At 48.4% G+C, this 17,695-nt stretch carries 16 protein-coding genes; all 16 read right to left on the bottom strand.

Annotated elements, in window-relative coordinates:
* Nucleotides 1-20 precede the first annotated feature (20 nt).
* The 16 genes from B9A14_RS01560 to B9A14_RS01485 all read right to left on the bottom strand — a co-directional run bounded on the left by B9A14_RS01560 (nt 21) and on the right by B9A14_RS01485 (nt 17,688).
* Complete coding sequence (locus B9A14_RS01560) at nt 21-1,259, bottom strand: Tm-1-like ATP-binding domain-containing protein (RefSeq protein WP_084663363.1); 1,239 nt, start codon at nt 1,257-1,259, stop codon at nt 21-23.
* 80 nt (nt 1,260-1,339) lie between these two features.
* Entirely contained in the window at nt 1,340-2,257 is a 918-nt protein-coding gene (locus tag B9A14_RS01555) for a sugar phosphate isomerase/epimerase family protein (RefSeq protein ID WP_157109735.1), read from the bottom strand.
* A 53-nt stretch (nt 2,258-2,310) separates the two neighbouring features.
* Nucleotides 2,311-2,925, bottom strand: coding sequence for a class II aldolase/adducin family protein (locus B9A14_RS01550; protein WP_084663361.1), 615 nt, complete (start codon nt 2,923-2,925; stop codon nt 2,311-2,313).
* Nucleotides 2,926-3,016: 91 nt separating this feature from the next.
* On the bottom strand, nt 3,017-3,868 hold the full coding sequence (locus B9A14_RS01545; protein ID WP_084663359.1) for a creatininase family protein: 852 nt from the start codon (nt 3,866-3,868) through the stop codon (nt 3,017-3,019).
* 110 nt (nt 3,869-3,978) lie between these two features.
* Nucleotides 3,979-4,968 (bottom strand): LacI family DNA-binding transcriptional regulator, encoded by a 990-nt coding sequence (locus tag B9A14_RS01540; protein WP_084663357.1) that lies wholly within the window; start codon nt 4,966-4,968, stop codon nt 3,979-3,981.
* Nucleotides 4,969-5,042: 74 nt separating this feature from the next.
* Nucleotides 5,043-6,065, bottom strand: a complete 1,023-nt coding sequence (locus tag B9A14_RS01535) for a uroporphyrinogen decarboxylase family protein (RefSeq protein WP_084663355.1) — start codon at nt 6,063-6,065, stop codon at nt 5,043-5,045.
* Entirely contained in the window at nt 6,058-7,104 is a 1,047-nt protein-coding gene (locus tag B9A14_RS01530) for a uroporphyrinogen decarboxylase family protein (RefSeq protein ID WP_084663353.1), read from the bottom strand. Before B9A14_RS01530 ends, B9A14_RS01535 begins: the two co-directional genes overlap by 8 nt.
* On the bottom strand, nt 7,094-7,753 hold the full coding sequence (locus B9A14_RS01525; RefSeq protein ID WP_084663351.1) for a corrinoid protein: 660 nt from the start codon (nt 7,751-7,753) through the stop codon (nt 7,094-7,096). Before B9A14_RS01525 ends, B9A14_RS01530 begins: the two co-directional genes overlap by 11 nt.
* Nucleotides 7,754-8,077: 324 nt before the next feature.
* Nucleotides 8,078-8,911, bottom strand: a complete 834-nt coding sequence (locus B9A14_RS01520; RefSeq protein WP_231967872.1) for a DNA adenine methylase — start codon at nt 8,909-8,911, stop codon at nt 8,078-8,080.
* 15 nt (nt 8,912-8,926) lie between these two features.
* Entirely contained in the window at nt 8,927-9,511 is a 585-nt protein-coding gene (locus B9A14_RS01515; RefSeq protein ID WP_084663347.1) for an indolepyruvate oxidoreductase subunit beta, read from the bottom strand.
* The gene (iorA, locus tag B9A14_RS01510; protein ID WP_084663345.1) at nt 9,504-11,282 is read right to left on the bottom strand and encodes an indolepyruvate ferredoxin oxidoreductase subunit alpha; all 1,779 of its coding nucleotides are present in this window, start codon (nt 11,280-11,282) and stop codon (nt 9,504-9,506) included. Before iorA ends, B9A14_RS01515 begins: the two co-directional genes overlap by 8 nt.
* A 312-nt stretch (nt 11,283-11,594) precedes the next feature.
* Nucleotides 11,595-12,899, bottom strand: a complete 1,305-nt coding sequence (locus B9A14_RS01505) for a phenylacetate--CoA ligase family protein (protein ID WP_084666994.1) — start codon at nt 12,897-12,899, stop codon at nt 11,595-11,597.
* A gap of 47 nt (nt 12,900-12,946) precedes the next feature.
* Nucleotides 12,947-14,464 (bottom strand): sodium:solute symporter family protein, encoded by a 1,518-nt coding sequence (locus tag B9A14_RS01500; protein ID WP_084663343.1) that lies wholly within the window; start codon nt 14,462-14,464, stop codon nt 12,947-12,949.
* Nucleotides 14,465-14,557: 93 nt separating this feature from the next.
* A complete protein-coding gene (locus B9A14_RS01495) occupies nt 14,558-15,331 on the bottom strand; it encodes an acyl-CoA dehydratase activase (RefSeq protein ID WP_084663341.1) in 774 nt (257 codons plus the stop codon).
* Nucleotides 15,332-15,352: 21 nt separating this feature from the next.
* Complete coding sequence (locus tag B9A14_RS01490) at nt 15,353-16,636, bottom strand: 2-hydroxyacyl-CoA dehydratase subunit D (protein WP_084663339.1); 1,284 nt, start codon at nt 16,634-16,636, stop codon at nt 15,353-15,355.
* Entirely contained in the window at nt 16,633-17,688 is a 1,056-nt protein-coding gene (locus B9A14_RS01485; protein WP_084663337.1) for a 2-hydroxyacyl-CoA dehydratase subunit D, read from the bottom strand. Before B9A14_RS01485 ends, B9A14_RS01490 begins: the two co-directional genes overlap by 4 nt.
* Nucleotides 17,689-17,695: the final 7 nt, after the last annotated feature.

Below are 17,695 nucleotides of genomic sequence, written 5' to 3'. Positions count from 1 at the left end.
TAAAAATTCCAACTTTTATCCTAAGAATTTCCAGCTCCCATCTTTATCCTTATCATCTCATGTAAGGTGCTAGCGGCCAGCTCAGCAAAGGTAGCATCATTGATATGGGCTTCCACCTTAATTAAGCGTATTTCCGGCTTCAAATGTACCTCCAGGGCCTCTACCAAAGCTTTATCAGCTTTAGGATCGTGTAATGGCCCTCCCTCCCGGCCATTTTCAGACCAACCATGTAAAGGGATGAGTACCACCACCGGGCCGCAGGAAGCATTTAGCTTTTCCGCCAGCACCTGGCCTACCTTCGCTAGTTCATCGGCAGTAGCCCTTACATTGGTATTATAGGGATTATGATAGTGGGTGGGCCTTCCCCGGTAGCGGGGGGGAATAGTATCTGGAGGACCGAAGCAGAAATAATCCAACCCACCTGGTACCACCACCTGGGGAATCCCTCTTTTCCCCGCCGCCTCCAACCGGGGACGTAAGGGAGCATAGATGTCATCCCCGAAGATCTCCCCCACTAGTTCATGGGGAGTAAGATCCAATACTCCCTCTATCCAGCCCTCCTCAATAAGTTCCTCCATGGCTGAACCACAGGCTCCAGAAGCGTGAAAGGCAATAACTTCATATCCTTTATTCTCTAGCCATTCCCTGGCCCGGGTAACTGCTGCATTAGTGTTACCAAAGGCGGTAACCGCGATAACCGGCCTGTTCCCCCGTTTAAGGCCTGACCCATGCTGCGCCATACCTATCACAGCTGCCGCAGCATTAGTCAAGATAGAACGGCTTACCGTGTTAGGCCCCCCTAGGAGGTCAGCTACTGAAAAAAGCATCATTATGTCTTTATACTGAACATAGGGTCTTACATTCCCCGAAGCCACGGTAGAAACAATAACCTTGGGAACCCCGAAGGGTAGAGAACGCATAGCTATGGAAGCTATAGCCGTCCCCTGGTTACCCCCGATACCTAATACTCCCTTTAGTTCACCCCGTTCATAAAGTTCTTGCAGTACCTTGGCCGCTCCCCGGCCCATGGTCTCCATCATGGCATCCCGTCGCAAACTTTTAAGCTCGCTGAACTCCACCCCGGCCAGCCGACTTATAACTTCCCGGGGGTAGTCTGCCTGGAAGCCATGGGGAGCATAGGTGCTAACATCCAATACCGGGGCAGCAAACCCATGGGACCTAACAAATTCTTGTAAAAAGCGAGTCTCTGCTTCCTTAGTGTCTACTGTAGCAATTATAGCTATAGCTGGAAGGGGCACAGGAAGTTCCTCCCGAAAAAGCTGCTAATCATTGTGTTGAGCAAAAATTTTGGCCGCTACACAAACAAGGTTACCTAGCCTCAGGCCAGGGCCCAGGCTTCCCTGATTACGCGCTTGGCATTAGCTAAGATAAGCTCTGAGGTCTCCCCTGGCAACAGTGGACGCACCTCAGCGCTCAAAACCGGCCTCTTCTCCGGACCTACTAATCCCATATCCACCAGCAGCCGGAAGTAGGCTGCTACTTCAGCTACATCTATTTCACCATCCTCTACACCAAAACGAGGCTGCAAATCGCCATATAAGGGATGACGACGATCCTTCATTACACAGTTGCCGATATGGAAGGCTAAAAGATAATCTTTCACCAGCGGCAAAGCTTCTTCTGGCTTTTCCTTAAGTAGAGGAAAATGCGAAAGATCAGCTAGAAGTCCGAACTTAGGATATTGGGGCTTAAGCTGCCGGGCTATATCCAGGGCATCCCGGAAGGGCCCTATTAAGGATTCTTTGTCGATATCCCGGTCGAAGATTTTCAAGGTAATAAAAGGATCACCCATCTCCCGGGCATACTCGCAGATCTGGGCCAAGGAATCTACTAAAAGCTTTTTGGCTTCCTCCCGCTTCTCTGGCCCAGGATCCTTGCCTGCAGGTATCCGCACCGCCGTAGCTCCTAGGTCAAGGGCTTCCTTAAGGCAATTGAAGACCTGCTTGATAGCCTTTTTCCTCTCCTGAGGATCCAGGGAGTTAAGGTTTAGTTTTTGGCTAAACATGGCCGGCTGGGTGGCATAACATACCTCCAAGTGGGATACCTTTAGCATGTGAGCAGCCTCCAGCCGCACCTTCACGTCCCGTATCCAACCTACCTCTACGGCAGTAAAGAAATCGTCTTCCGCTATCCGGCGCAAAGTCTCTAAGATAGGCCCGGTCCCCTGCACCGTCTCTGGGAAAGCTTTAAAATGGACAATGCCCACCTTCATGTAACGGTAAATAGAGCCCTCCAACTTAAAACGCCCCCTCAATTGCCTGAAGTTCACCTTTGTTTACAGTAAAGCTTTTAAAAGTCCCCAGCCGCCAAGCCCTTCAAACTCTGGAGAAGGCAGGCTACCTTAGCATTGTCTTCCAACACATCTGCCAGGTAATAAGCCTTCCGGATATTCTCTCCCACCGTCACAAAACCATGTCGGGTCAGAACTGCCGCCTTAACTTCCGGATCCCGGAAGGTTTCTATGACAAGGTGCGCCAACTCTTCCGAACCAGGTGGTGCAAAATCTACCACAGCCACCCGCCGCAGACCCATCTCAGCTGCCGCCGTGACTACCGGTAGCCCACCGAAAGCCGTGACATAAGCTGTAGCATACGGGGAATGACCATGGATTACAGCATTAACTTCTGGCCGCACCCGGTAAATTCCCAGATGAAACCTTATCTCTTTAGAAGGTTTTCCTTCCCCTTCCAGTACCTCTCCATCTAAATTTACTACTAGGAAGTCCTTTTCTCCTACCTCACCAAAGGAACGCCCGCTAGCTTTAATCAATACCTTATCTGGCATCCCGGGAAGCCTTGCACTGGTGTTACCGCTAGTACCTGAAGAAAGGCCCCTATCGTAAAGCTTTCGCGTTACCTCTATAAGCTCATCTTTTAGCTCCTTAAGTTTAGCCGGCCAAGACAATTTCCTCGCACCTTCTCCCTATAGGAGGTTTCTCCCCCGGACGCATCTGGCAAACAGCCAGCTTGCGCCCGGGGAAGTAACATTTGGGGACTTACGCCCTTTCAGGAAAATCGCGGTTCCTAACCTGGAAGGGGAACTTCTTTACCTCATTGATAAAGGCCGCTAGGTGTTCCGCTTCTTTTTCAAAGAGCTTTAAACCTTTCTCTTTGCTTCCCCGGAAGGGATTACCGATAGTGGCAGTGTCACAATACTCATGATGCTCCATAGGTACAATAATGTTTTCCGAACCCCGGAATTTTACCGTAGCTGTACCATCTATTTTGGAAAACTCCGGCCCCATCCAGCGAGGAGCGTGGGCAGTATCCCGAACCGCCCGGCTCATATCTACCAGGCTCTCATCATAAGCCAATACTTGGGACGTTTCCATCTCTCCCGCATGCCAACCAGGCGTCTCCTCGGGTGGGCCCTCAATTATCCCTTTAACTACTTCACACTCCCTCTCTGTCGGTGTCTTATACCAAGCCACAAAAGCTCCCGTCTGGTACCGGATCCTACGTAAGAGTTCATCTATGGGCTTGGTGTTAGAACCATGGTGAGAAACATAGATAATTTTATTAGCACCGTGATATATAAGGCTGCGGGCGATATCGTAGAGGACGCGGCGGAAGGTCTCTGCAGCCAAAGTTATGGTACCGCAGCCTTCCCCTACCTCGCCCATATGATGGGGGGAATATCCGAAGGGTAGAAGAGGTGTATAGGGAACATTAGCTAGCTTAGCCGCCCGTTCAGTTACAGAAATGGTAGTAAAACTGTCTGTACCTAGAGGTACATGAGCACCGTGTTTTTCACAACTGCCCACAGGTACTAAAACTACATCTGTCTCTTTAAACCATTCTTGGGCTTCAACATAAGAACATTCTAGTAAATTGTATCTCTTAGCCATCTCCTAAAACCTCCAAAAATTATTTGGTTTATAAGGGAATAGCCGCGGCTCCCCATATTCGAAGCTAATAAGCACAATCAATATTGGGTTGCTTAAGCAGGTAAATTTTTTTAGGTAGATCCTCTCACCACTAAGTCTACAGGTAGTATAGTTACCTCAGGGACAGGTTGACCAACCAGTAAGTCCCGCAAAAGGCGCATGGCAGTAGCGCCCAGCTCATATACGGGTATCCTAACTGTGGTTAACCCAGGTGTAACATAAGACGCCAAAGGGATATCGTCGAAACCTATTACAGCCACATCCCGGGGTATTACCAATCCTCTATCAGCTAGAGCCTTTATAGCCCCTACAGCCATAAGATCGTTATGCACTAAAAGGGCTGTCGGTCGAGGTTGACGTTCTAAAAGCTCCTGGGCTGCCCGGTACCCCCCGGCAGGGGTAAAGTCGGCGTGGACTACCCACGAAGGTTCATACTCCAGCCCGTTTTCCACTAAGGCTCGGCGGTATCCAGCCAAGCGATCCTGGACAGTGGTGGAAGAAGAAGGGCCAGCAATACAACCGATATATCGATATCCCCGGGTAAGCAAATGCATCACCGCTTGCCGGGCTGCTTCGGCATTATCGATCTGCACAGAAGGGAAGGCCCCGGAATGGCGACCTATGACTACCGTAGGAATATCTTCTTGCTGGAAAAAACGGTCCTCCTTAGCATCTTCTGCTATACCCCCACCCATAAAGATTACACCATCTACCCTTTTTTCTCGCAATACACGGAGGTACTTAAGGGTTCGCTCCCGGGAACGATCTGTATTGCAGAGGACGATGGTATAACCCTCCTCGTGGGCCACATCCTCGATACCGCGTACGATACCCGAATAGTAAGGGTTGGCTACATCAGGTAACATAAGCCCTATGGTTCTCGTCTCATGGAGTTGAAGGCTACGTGCCGCAGCATTAGGGCAGAACCCTAGCTCGGCTACTGCCTCCAATACCTTCTGCCTCGTCTCTGGGCTTACAGGGTGAGGGGTGTTGTTTAAGACGCGTGATACTGTGGTTACGGAAACTCCAGCTCGCCGAGCTACATCTTTTATAGTAACCATACTTCACTCCTGAGGAAAACGTTTTTCTCTTGCCTACAGTTTATCACGCTGTAGCGAACCTGTCAACACCTTTTTTAGCTGGTTGTGATCCGTCTGTGATACTTGATGCTTTCAGTCAAAACACGTAGGTTTTCGACCGGCGTCCTCAAACTTATACCGCAGGCGGGTGAAATTATATCTACGTTGGCGCGCAATAAATGCTTTACAACTTTTCTTATACCTTCACGACTACCCCGGTGCAATAATAGGGTAGAAACGTTTCCCATAATTACTTGTTCGGGATAGGTTGCCTTTATCATTCTTAAATTCACAGAAGCATCAAAGCTTAAAACTGAAGCCTGAAGATGAACTAATTCTCGTATTAATCTTCTTGCATCACCACAAATGTGCAAAATAACTGGTACCCTAAGGTCTGTTAAACTCTGGATTATTTTCCTAAGAAACGGTTTTACAAACACCTCAAAATTCTTTAGCCCAAGAATCTCTCCAGTAGCAGCAGGATCAGCAATAGTAATGATATCTGCTCCTTTTCGTACCTGTGTACAAGCAAAATTAAGCAAAAATGTAGTTATATAATCTAGAACCTCTAAAAGCTCTCTAGAATTTTTATATACCATGCGAAAGATTAACAAAGGATCAAAGACAGAAGTAACCAAGCTAAAGGGGCCGATGATATTTCCTATTATTGGTATATCACGATATGCTTTTTTTAATATAGCTATTGCTTCTAAAATTACCGGTAAACGTCCAGAATCCTCGGGTCGAGGCAAAGGTTTATCTATAATATCTCTGGGCTTAATGTCTAAATATTTTTTTATCCTCGGCTCTACCTCAGAACTCCCTAAATCGACCTGGCAACCGAAAGCTTCGGCCTCCGCTGTCATACAAAAAGGAACTCCTATATTCTCAAAACCAGAAAAGACATGGATTAGTTCGGCTAGTTTAGCCATAGCCACGGGATCCGTATGACATCGAATTCCTACCCTATTTAAAGTTTCCGTAGTGGCTGCACTCATCATTCCTCCCGGACAAATTACCGGAGGCCGATCAATCTCCTCCCTCGCCATGGCCTTATACAACCTCTCGCGGCTATCCATCTTCCCTTACCCCGCATTTAATATTACCCCACATACGTACTGTATCTACCATTGTCTTTAAGTTGGCAGCAGGTGTATTTAAAGGTACTTCACATCCCGAAGCGACAATCAACCCTTTCGGATTATCAGAAGCTTTGGCTATAACTTTTTTAGTTTCTAGCACAACCCTATCTGGGCTACCCCGAAGTAAAATGTCTGCTGGGGCTATATTGCCCATCAAACAAGCCTTAGACCCTACTCGTACCTTCGCCTCCTCCAAGTCAACAAGATAATCTAAACTCAAAATATCAGCCCCTGTATCCGCCATTAGGTCTAAAATGGGATTGGCATTCCCGCAAATATGTAAACAAATGGGAGACCCTAGCTCATGAGCCCGGTCTACCAATTGCTGTACATAAGGGAAAACGTATTTGCTAAACATATTGGGACTTATGAGGCTACCGCTAGCAACGGGTTCTACTAATACTGGTACAGCCCCTATGTGCAATATAGCCTCCAGCATAATATTTATGCTCTCCCTAGCTATTTCTAATAGAGCTTTAACTAATTGGGGATTCTTGTAAGTTTCTTTAACAAAAACTTCTGTACCTCTAAGATGGGCAGCAGTTGTAAAAGGTCCGGCAAAAATAACCCCCACGGGAACTTGATTTTTTACTTCTCTAAGGCAAAGTTCAGCAGCCTCTAAATAGACGGGTATTCGACCATCCTTTTGGGGCTCAATTATTTTTACTTTCTTAATATCCTCTGGAGATTGAACAGCTGGAACATGTACATAAGGTACATCATCCTCTGGAAAATAGAGGGTAGTTCCCATGGCTTCAGCTATCGTAGCTGTAGTAGTAAAAATTAAAATCATATCATAACCATATTTTTCCCAACTTGCCAGGTGGGCCTTGGTCATTACTCGAGGATTGCTATTGAACTCAGAAACTTTAACTCCCAATACCCGTGCCGCATGGTTCATTACTAAAGGCACACAAGGAATATGATCTACAGGTCGGCCTTGTAAAAGAGCCAAAATTCTTTCCTTAGAGGTCATAGCTATAACCCTCCATCAGTTCTTTTGCTTTTCTTACGGCTGCATTAGCGTCAGGTGCATATCCATCTGCCCCAATGGCATTAGCAAAGGCTTGAGAAATAGCCCCCCCACCAACCATTACTTTGTATTTGTGCCTCTTTCCCTGCTTTTTTAACATGTCAATAACTTCTTTCATGCCATCCATAGTAGTACTCATCAAAGTAGACATGGCTATAATATGAGCCCCCGTCTCCTCTGCCTTTTCGATAAAACACTCCAGTGGTACATCACGCCCAAGGTCAATAACCTGAAACCCGCCTGCCTCCAGCATTATCTTCACTATATTTTTGCCAATATCATGCGTATCTCCTTGAACCACACCAATAACTACCTTATAAGGATTAGTATGTTCTTTGGGGAGGTAGGGTTTAAGTATTGAAAGAGCTGCATTCATAGCATCGGAAGCTAGCAACACTTCCGGAATAAAATATTCTCCCTTCTCGTATTTATCCCCAACAACATCCATTCCGGCCACTAGGCCTTCCATTATTGCTTCGTAAGCATCAATATGGGCTGCTATAGCTTCCCTAGCCACTTGTATAGCTTTCTCTTCATCCAGCTCCACAACTGCATTCTTCAAGTCTTGTAAAATTTCTTTTTTACTTCTCATAACCTTGTCCCCCTCCAGACTAGCATAAAACCTTTTTGCAGGAGAATATTATTCTCTATCCTATCTCAAACTCCTGTTATATTTCTTATAACATTTAGTTATATTTATAGCTCTCGATCTTGCTTTACCAGATCAAGATAAAAAGGAAAAAGCAGGCTACTAGGGTAAAAAAGAGCCCCTCTTAAAGAGGGAACAAAAACTTTAGGGCGAGCGTAATTCTACTTCTAAGGGTACTCTATTTCAAACCTTGGAAAGCGATGGGAATATTATCTGGAGTGCAGCGTGTTAAAAGATAAGTTGGGACTGAAAGAATGGTAAAAGCTTTCACCAGTAATTTCTGATTACAAGCTCCACTACCGGGCCCCGCCTGTCCCCACGGCAGTTTATAGCCCTCCGGGCCACAACTGTCCGGATATCATAACCAGCATAAAGTTGCCGGATAAAGGGTGTGTCAGAATTGCTAAGCATTACTAAACATCCCTTCCGGTCGAGCTCTTTGAACACAGCGGCCAAACGCAACTGATCCTCCACGCCGAAAGCAGCCGGGGTGTATCCCGTAAAGTTGGCGGTTTCGGATAGGGGATAGTAAGGCGGGTCAAGGTAGATAAAGACCCCAGGGGAAGCATATTCTAGGCTTAAGCTAAAGTCGCTACAAAAAATCTCTGCCCTCTTTAAAGCTAAACTTACCCGACGTAAGTTTATCTCATCTACTATCTTGGGATTCTTATAGCGTCCAAAGGGAACATTGTGCCTCCCTTGACTATTTACCCTCCATAATCCATTGTAGGCTGTTTTATTAAGGTATAAAAACCTAGAGGCCCGTTCCACAGGGGATAAATTTTCAGGGTCCAAGGCGCGGATACGGTAATAATACTCCGGAGTGTTTTGGTGCCTTTTTAAATCTTTTAGGAGGTCTTCCAAACTATCCCGAACTACGAGGTAGAAATTTATCAGCTCTTCGTTGCTGTCCATAAGTATAGCCCTAATGGGGAGGAGGTGGAAAAAGACCGCCCCTCCCCCTACAAAGGGTTCCACATAAAGGTGATATTTAACCTTAGGAAACAAGGGTTTAAACTGAGAGATAAGCTGTGTCTTTCCTCCTGCCCACTTAATAGGAGGTCTGGGTTTAAGCTCGGGCTCTCCTATCCCTCCCGGCACCCCCAAAGTTCCCCCTTAGCTCTCAGTCTCCCATCCTAATGAGAAGGCTCTAAGGTTAACCTCCTGGAATTCAGGTTTTACAGAGGTAAGAATAGCTTCTTCCCAGCACTCCTTAGGGATGGATAGATGGCGAGCCAGGACTCCCAAGAGGACCATATTTACTGCTTTGACGGTACCTGCTTCCTTCGCCTTCTTTAAAGCATCCACAATCACTAGCTTTTCTACGTACATATCTAATATTTCTAGAAGCTGCCGAGGATAACTAGCAGCACCAATTAGAACCGGAAGTGGGGGAATTTCCTGGTTATTAACAATCAGTACCCCTTCAGGCTTAAGAAAGGGTAAACACCGGCAGGCTTCCAATTTCTCAAAGGCTACTAAGTAATCAGCCGTACCTGATGCTATCACTGGGGAATAAACCTTGGGGCCGAATCGAACATGGGTTATTACACTGCCGCCCCGCTGGGCCATGCCGTGGAGATCCGCCACTTTAACTTCTTTCCCTAAACTCGCGGCAGCCCGAGAAAGGATACGGCCTGCCAGAACCGTCCCTTGCCCCCCTACACCAGTTAAAATAATGCTGGTAACCTGCTCATGCATCTTTCTCACCTACCTTTTCAATAGCCTCTGCCGGGCACACCTGGGCACAGAGGCCGCAGCCTGTACACTGTATTTCATCGATTACCGCCTCTTCGCCGTTAAAAGTGAGGGCGGGGCAGCCCAAATCTAAACAACACTGGCAAGAGCGGCAATACATACCCACTACCCGGTATTTACCGGTTCCCTTGGCCAGCAGAGCACAAAGACGCCGTGCAATAATCACAGAGGGTTCCGAGGTAGCCACCTCAGTACTTATAACTTCCCTGGTACGGGCCAGATCATAGGGATCCACCACCTGTACTCGCTTAACTCCAAGACCCCTCACTACCTGCTCTAGCTCAATTTTGGTAGTCGGTGCCTGAGAAGCGGTGTACCCCGTGCCGGGATGGTCCTGGTGCCCGGTCATGGCCGTAGTACCATTGTCCAGGATGATAACAGTACTTGTACCCTGGTTGTAAACCATGTCTAGAAGGCCTGTCATACCCGCATGTAAGAAAGTAGAATCCCCTATTACAGCCACAAGCCTCCGGGCAAAGTCCTGCCCGCGGGCCTTTTCCATCCCCAAGGCCACCCCCAGGCTAGCTCCCATGCAGATACAGGTATCCATGGCGTTTAAGGGAGGAGAGGCCCCCAGGGTGTAGCAGCCAATATCCCCTGCTACGGTAAGCTTTAACTTGCGCAAGATGTAGAACACCCCACGATGGGGACATCCAGGGCACATAACGGGCGGCCGTCCAGGAAGAGCAAAACTTATAGGGGAAGAATTGTCGCGCAACAAAATATCATTGACCAAGGAAGGGTTTATCTCGGCCACCTTAGGCCCTATACTTTCAGCCACCAGGCGAGGGTTGAATTCTCCAATACGGGGCAAAAACTCCTTACCCTGTACCGGCAATCCCCATGAAGAGATCTGTTCCTCCAGAAAGGGTTCCAGCTCTTCCACTATCAAGCACATATCTACCGCCGCTACAAATTGACGAATAAGGTTCTTGGGTAAGGGATAAGTTAAGCCTAATTTAAGGACAGAAACCCCCGGTAGGGCTTCCTTTACGTATTGATAAGAAATCCCTGAGGTAATAACACCTACCCGCCGATCTCCCCATTCCACCCTGTTTAAAGGGGTGATCTCGGCATAGGCCAAAAGTTTAGCCCTTCTTTCTTCTACCGCTTTATGCCGCTCCCGCCCGAAGGCTGGCAACATCACATATTTCGAAGGTTTCTTAGAATATTCTTTGAGGGGAACTTCTTCTCGTTCCCCTAGCTCTACCAAGCTTTGAGAATGGGCTATCCGCGTGGTCAGGCGAAGCATAACAGGAGTATCAAAGGCTTCGCTTAAGGCAAAAGCTAGCTTGGTCATCTCCTTAGCTTCTTGGCTGTCCGCTGGCTCCAGGCAAGGTATTTGGGCAAACCGGGCGTATATCCGGTTGTCCTGTTCGTTCTGGGAACTATAAAGATTAGGATCATCAGCGGAAACTAGCACCAATCCGGCATTTATCCCTGTATAAGCCAGGGTCATCAGAGGATCAGAAGCAACATTTACGCCTACATGCTTCATGGCCGCCAGGGCCCTGGCCCCAGCGATGGCTGCCCCGGCCGCTACCTCCAAAGCCACCTTTTCATTAACCGACCATTCAGCGTATACTTCTGGATATTGGGCTAAGGCTTCGATAATTTCGGTGCTCGGGGTACCCGGGTAAGCAGCCGCCACCCGCACCCCAGCTTCCCAAGCCCCCCGAGCTACAGCGTGATTGCCTAGCATGACTTCGCGCATGATCTTAAAACTTCACTCCTTAATCTTTTTCCTGTAATAGCAAAAAGGCCGTGCTCTATAAAGCTTTAAGGACTCTGTTCTGCCAGGTACAGTTAATTCGCCATTAGAAGTACAATTCCCTCCCTGTCTTCCCATGTGAGCAAGAAAAAACGAAGAGACCTCTATCTTACCCCAAGCAAGGTAAGACAAGAGGCCCTCCCCCGGCAGAAGCCACCACGCTAATAGCCCGCTGGGCTTACGCTAAGCTTAAATGTTATAAAGCATACTAGGACTTCCCTTTAAGCTACTTTTACTTTAATTTATACCTATTATTTATGCCTGCTTGGGTCTAAGATCGATGATGCGCTGGGCCTTACCCTCACTACGGGCAATGGAACGGGGTTCTACTAAGCGGACCCGGGCTTTAAGCTGTAGCACCGTCTTAAGCCGGTCGGCTACCTTTTCCTCTAGCTTCTCCAGGTCGCTAAAGCGCCCAGTAAAGAAACGCTCATCTACTTCCACCCGTACCTCGAGCTCGTCCAAATAACCCCGGCGGGAGACCACTAACTGGTAATGGGGAGCCACCTCTTCTATTTCCATAAGCACGCTCTCCACCTGGGAGGGAAAGACATTAACCCCACGGATAATAAGCATATCATCAGTACGCCCTGTTATCTTGGCCAGGCGGGCAGTAGTACGGCCGCAGGGGCAAGGTTCATAGTTAAGGGAGGAAATATCCCTTGTGCGATACCGGAGTACAGGTACGGCCTCTTTAGTTAAAGTAGTGATCACCACTTCCCCGGGCACTCCTGGCGGGCAAGGTTCTCCTGTGGAAGGATCTATGATCTCCACAAGGAAATGATCCTCAGCTATGTGTTGACCATCCTGATACCGGCACTCCCCAGAGACACCGGGGCCCATCACTTCCGAAAGGCCATAATTATCCGTAGCTAGCATACCCCAGCGCCGTTCGATCTCCTTTAACATCTCCCGGCTAGAGGCTTCCCCTCCAAAGAGCCCTAACCGCACTGGAAGGGCCCTAGGATCTACTCCCATCTCCTCAGCCACCTCCGCCAGGTGCAGGGCATAAGAAGGCGTACCCACCAACACTGTGGTCCCAAAATCTTGCATAAGCATAATATGCCGCTTAGAATTGCCAGCAGCCGCCGGGACCACCGTAGCTCCTACCCGCTCGAGACCATAATGGAGCCCAAAGCCTCCAGTAAAAAGACCGTAACTAAAGACCACTTGAGCCACATCCCCAGATGTGACCCCAGCTGCTGTTACCAAGCGGGCCACCACTTCTGTCCAGATCTCCATATCCCGCCGAGTATACCCCACCACAACAGGTTTCCCAGTGGTCCCCGAAGAAGCGTGGAGGCGTACTACTTCTTTCAAAGGTACTGCAAAAAGCCCAAAGGGGTAATTCTTACGGAAATCTTCTTTGGTAGTGAAGGGAAGAATCCGGATATCCTCAAGACTCCTAATATCCCGGGGACGTAGCCCACGCTCGTTAAGGGCCTGGCGATAAAAAGGCACCCGTTCATATACATACTCAACAATATTCTTTAGCCTTTCTAATTGTAAAGCTTCTATTTCTTTCCGCGGCCGGCACTCATTAACCGGGTCCCAAATCATACAGTCTCCTTGTTTTTCCATCCTAGACTACAACCTCCAGCAAACTTTTATCCAGTGACTCGTTCGGTTTCTCGCGTCCAACCCCGTAAATCCCTTAACAATCCAGGAGATTCCTCGCCGAACACATGTTTTAGGTGTTCAGGAGAGAAAGCAGGGGTGAACAAGCTCACCACAGGTACCACGGCCAAGGGAAGGAGCATGGCCAGGGACCCAATAGTAGGAATTATAGTACTGTCTAACCGGTAATAGAAGGATAAGCCTAAGGAAAGGGCCACCCCGGTGATAAACCCAGCCCAAGCTCCAGCTTTAGTAGTCCTGCGCCAATACAGGCCGTAAAGGTAAGGAGCTAGGAACCCACCGGCCACCGTACCCCAGGAAAGGGACATGAGGACCAGTATAATAGTAGGCTTTAAAGCGATATATACCGAGAGAACTATAAACAAAACGCAAAAAAAGCGCAAGCACAAAAGCACTGTCCGTTTAGAAATCTTAGGCCAAGCTCCCTGTAGAAGATCTATAGCCACCGCCGAACTGCTCACCAAAACCAGGGAAGACAAAGTAGACATGGAAGCTGCTAGGACTAACAACAATATCACTATCCCGATGCCAGGGGGTAAAAAGCGCTCAATAATTAGAGGCATGATAAGATCGGGATTAGGTCTGCCGTTTAGTAAAGGCATCTGGTTATTGAAAAATAGACGTCCAAAAGAGCCTGTGAAATAGGCCCCTCCAGCGATTATCAGGGCAAAAAGGGTAGATACTATAGTAGCAGGCCGGATGGCTTTTTCATCCTTTATAGCATAAAATTTCTGGAGCATCTGGGGTAGTCCCCAGGGCCCTAAGCTCGTTAAAACAACCAGGGAAAGCAGGCTCACCCAATTAGGCCCTAGGGGAGAAACCAATTGCGGGTGGATATCTTTTAAAGCTTTTATCCCCTGGACAAGGCCTCCTATAGGAGGGGCAGTAACTACATAGTAAACGAGTAGGGATACCCCACCTAACATCACTAGGCCCTGGATGAAGTCGGTCCAAGTTACAGCTATGTAACCGCCCAAAACCAGGTATATAGCCGTAAGGCCAGCCATAAGCATCAAGGCCAAGTTAAAATCCAAGTGGAAAACCTGTTCAAAAAGATAACTCAACCCCAAGTACACAGAGGCAGAATAGGGAACTAAAAATATAAAGATAAGCAAAGCGGATGCTGTCTTTAAGGCAGGGCTATCATAACGGGCGGCTAGGAACTCCGGTAAAGTCAAGGCATTAAGCCGCGCCGTCATAACCCGTGTGGGCCTAGCCAGGAACTTCCAGGCCAGGAAGCTACCAATCAAGGCGTTGCCCAAGGCGATCCATAGGCTAGATAGGCCAAACCCCCAACCCACTTTACCTGCATACCCTATAAAAATAACAGCAGAAAAATAGGTGGTGCCATAGGCGAAAGCGGAGATCCAAGGTCCTATGCTACGGTGGCCCAAGAAAAAGCCACCGACATCCCGCGAGCGCCGATGGCTCGCCAGGCCGATGGCTAGCATTACGATAAAGTAGAGGAGTAAAATAAAAATTTTCATTGACTACCGTCCTCCCGTCCTTAAAATGATACGCAAACATATTCCACAAATTTTAAGGAAATCCTGCTAAAGCTTTTAGTTTTCCTATAGCTTCTAGTTTTCTTCGGCTGCCAGTAAAGCCGCTCCTAAAGCTCCTAGTATCTGAGGTTCTGACGGTATATAAAAATAAGCACCTAATTTCTCTTCCAGGCTCTTTACTACCCCCCTATTTTTAGCTACCCCCCCGCTCATGACCACAGGATTCTCCCAACCCAGCCGCTGGGCCATGGCCGCTACCCTCTCTGCTACGGCATAATGCAATCCTTTAAGGATCTCTTCCAAAGGCCTTCCCTCTGCCAAGAGGGATACCACTTCCGATTCTGCAAAAACAGTACAAGTACTGCTTATCGGGGCTGCCTGGCGGGCCTTTAAAGCTAGCTCCCCCATTTTCTCTAAATCAACTTCCAGGGCCCGGGCCATAACCTCTAAAAACCGGCCGGTTCCTGCCGCGCACTTTTCATTCATCTCAAAATCTAAAACCTTTCCCCCAGGGCCTACCCGGATAACTTTGCTGTCTTGCCCTCCTATATCGATAACCGTAGCCACCTCAGGGAACAGGTGCCAGGCTCCGCGGGCATGACAGGTTATCTCTGTAACCCGGCGGTCGGCGAAGGGTACACTTATCCTTCCGTAACCTGTGGCCACAATACCTCTCAAATCCTGCCGCCTAACGCCAGCTCGGCTTAAGGCTTCCTCCAGAGCCCTTTCCGCTACCCTTGGCCCACCTCGGCCGGTAGGTAGTATACAAAAAGATAATAATTCTCCTCCAGCGACAATAGCTGCTTTAGTGGATAAGGAGCCTAGATCCAATCCTGCCGTAATTACCACAGTCTTCTCGCCTCCTCTGTTCTAATGTAAAACCTTCCCAGTAGCCAAAAGTTCTAAAAAAGCCTCTAACCGGGTACGTACGCTACCCCCAGCATACTTTTCTCGGTCTACACAATCTCCATCAAGGTTAAGGAAGGCTACTCCTTCTCGCCGGAGAGCCTCCTGTAATACGCGTATCCCTGCTGTACTTTGACGGCATCCCCAGTGGGCAAAATGGATCACCCCTTGGGCTTTAAATTCTCGCACCATATCTAAAATCACCTTAATACGCCTGTCCAGAAAACCTAAGCCTTGATGCCCCAATACTTTAAGGGCTAGGCTATAAAAGGGACGTCTAGTGTCCAGCTCTTCCCAGTAAACATGATGCATTTCTTCAAAAACGACTACAGCTCCACCTTCCTCCTCAAGAATCTTAAAAATTTCTGTGGGATAGTAAGGCCTTAAATGGAGCCACAGAAGGCGAAATCTCTCTTGGGGAATAGCCCATCTCCTTTCCTGCCGCCGGGCTTTAAGCTCCTCTAACCATTCCTGATATACTTCTTTAGCGAGACTCGCCCCCCAACTAGTTAACATAAGATACAAGAAACCATGGGCTTCTTCTCCTCGAATAACAGCCGGCGGCTCTCGGCGGATCTCTTTAACCTTAAGAAGGAGTCTTCTTGCCTCATTAGACTTCTCCATGGCCTTCACCAAAGCCTCTATATCAGGAGACACCCCCAGGTCCCGGGCCAGGGAAAAAAAGATACACTTCAATTGCCGGGCTATAAAACTGGCTTCCCCTGGGCCTTTCCTCAAGGGAACATCAAGAAGATAAAAAGGCTTACCATGCCGGGCTGAGCTCCAGGCCAGGGAGTGGGGAGCTATATCGCAGAGGTGGGAAGTACATACTACAGCATCGGGGGCCGGAAAATAACCTGCCAGGTCAAGGCCTATAGCCAGCCTATGGAAGGAACAAATATCGGTACCCACCCAATGGGTACTCCCCACCTGGAAGGCTTCGGAAGCTAAGCCTAAACCCACAGCCAAGGCAGAGGCTGCTTCTGGCGCAAAAGGAATAACCTTTAAGCCGTAGAGGATTTCGGTAGGAAAAAAGACATTATGCCATACTACGGGTCGCTTTCGAAGGTAAGCTGCCGCAACCTGATCTAAAGCTTTAAGGACCATAAGATGGGTAGCCCGCCAGGGAAAGGCGTGGGGAGAGATCGCTACAAGACGTTTTACCAAATTGATTACCCAAGGAGAAAAAGCCCTACGCCGCAGGGGTACGGCCAGGGCCGAGCGCAAACTTTTATATAATTCTTTCAATCTTTATCCACCTGCCTTCTTAATCTTTCCAGAAAGGCTTCCACGCGGGTACTCCATTGACCGCGGCTTCCGCCAGTATAATCTCCTTCCACCCGTAGCACCGGTATGCCTCTCATCTCCAGTTCTTCCTTAACCAAAACCCAGTCCATAAGCCCGGCATCGCAGAATTTCATAACGTGATATATGGCCCCGTCGATCCGGTAACGGGAAAGTAAGTCTTGTAAGTATTTCCGCCTTCGACCCTTATCAGCCACCATCCGCGGGCAGGGCGGCTTGCTTAAATACAAATGGGCCAAATAGGTATAAGGAGAAGTGACCCGCGGTGCCTCTCCAGGTAGGAAGCGCCATCCGGTACACGCGTCCTCTAAACTACTTATGGCCCCTGCCTGCTCTATTATCTCCAGGAGAGGCGCAGGCAAAAGGCTCCCTATCAATAATAACCGGGGCCTGCCCACCGGTACAGCAGCCATTTTCCCCTTATCGAACGAAATTTCTCCTCCTTTTAGCCCATCTTCTAAAAGATTTAGAACTTGTGTACCCCTTAAGAATATCCTCCCCGCTGCCCTTTCTTCAAGCAACATCTTAAAAAGCTCTTTGTGCCGCCTTTCTTCCTCAATAGTTTCCCATAAATCCTCTTCCCGGAGGTGCCGACCGTAAAAAGCGGCTACCTCATAAGCAACTTCCTTTAGCCGCCGGCTGAAATACTCTACAGCTAAAGAATTATAGCTCCGGGGTACATCTAGTATCCAAACCGGCCCAGGAAGTTTTAAGTCTCGCCACAGGTTACTTAAATGGATCATGGCATTGCAGGAAGGGACCAGAAGCACCCCTAAAAGACCCGGTAACCTGCCAGCCAGGGCGCTCTCAAGACAAACTTTTACATAAGGGCAGAGGTTACCCACAAAAAAACCATCAGCCTGCGGAGCCCTACCCAAAGGGGGTAAGATACGGTAGGGCTTAAACCCCAGGGCCCGGATAATCTCTACCGGGGTATAGCTGCAAAACCAGCCTAGCAAATTCTCTTGCTTATTATTTTCCTGTCCCGGTTTCATTTCTATC

The sequence above is a fragment of the Thermanaeromonas toyohensis ToBE genome (assembly GCF_900176005.1).
GTDB classification, from domain to species: Bacteria; Bacillota; DSM-521; order Neomoorellales; family Neomoorellaceae; genus Thermanaeromonas; species Thermanaeromonas toyohensis.
Note: the sequence above shows the minus strand (reverse complement) of the source record. Positions and strands in the feature narration are given on the sequence as shown.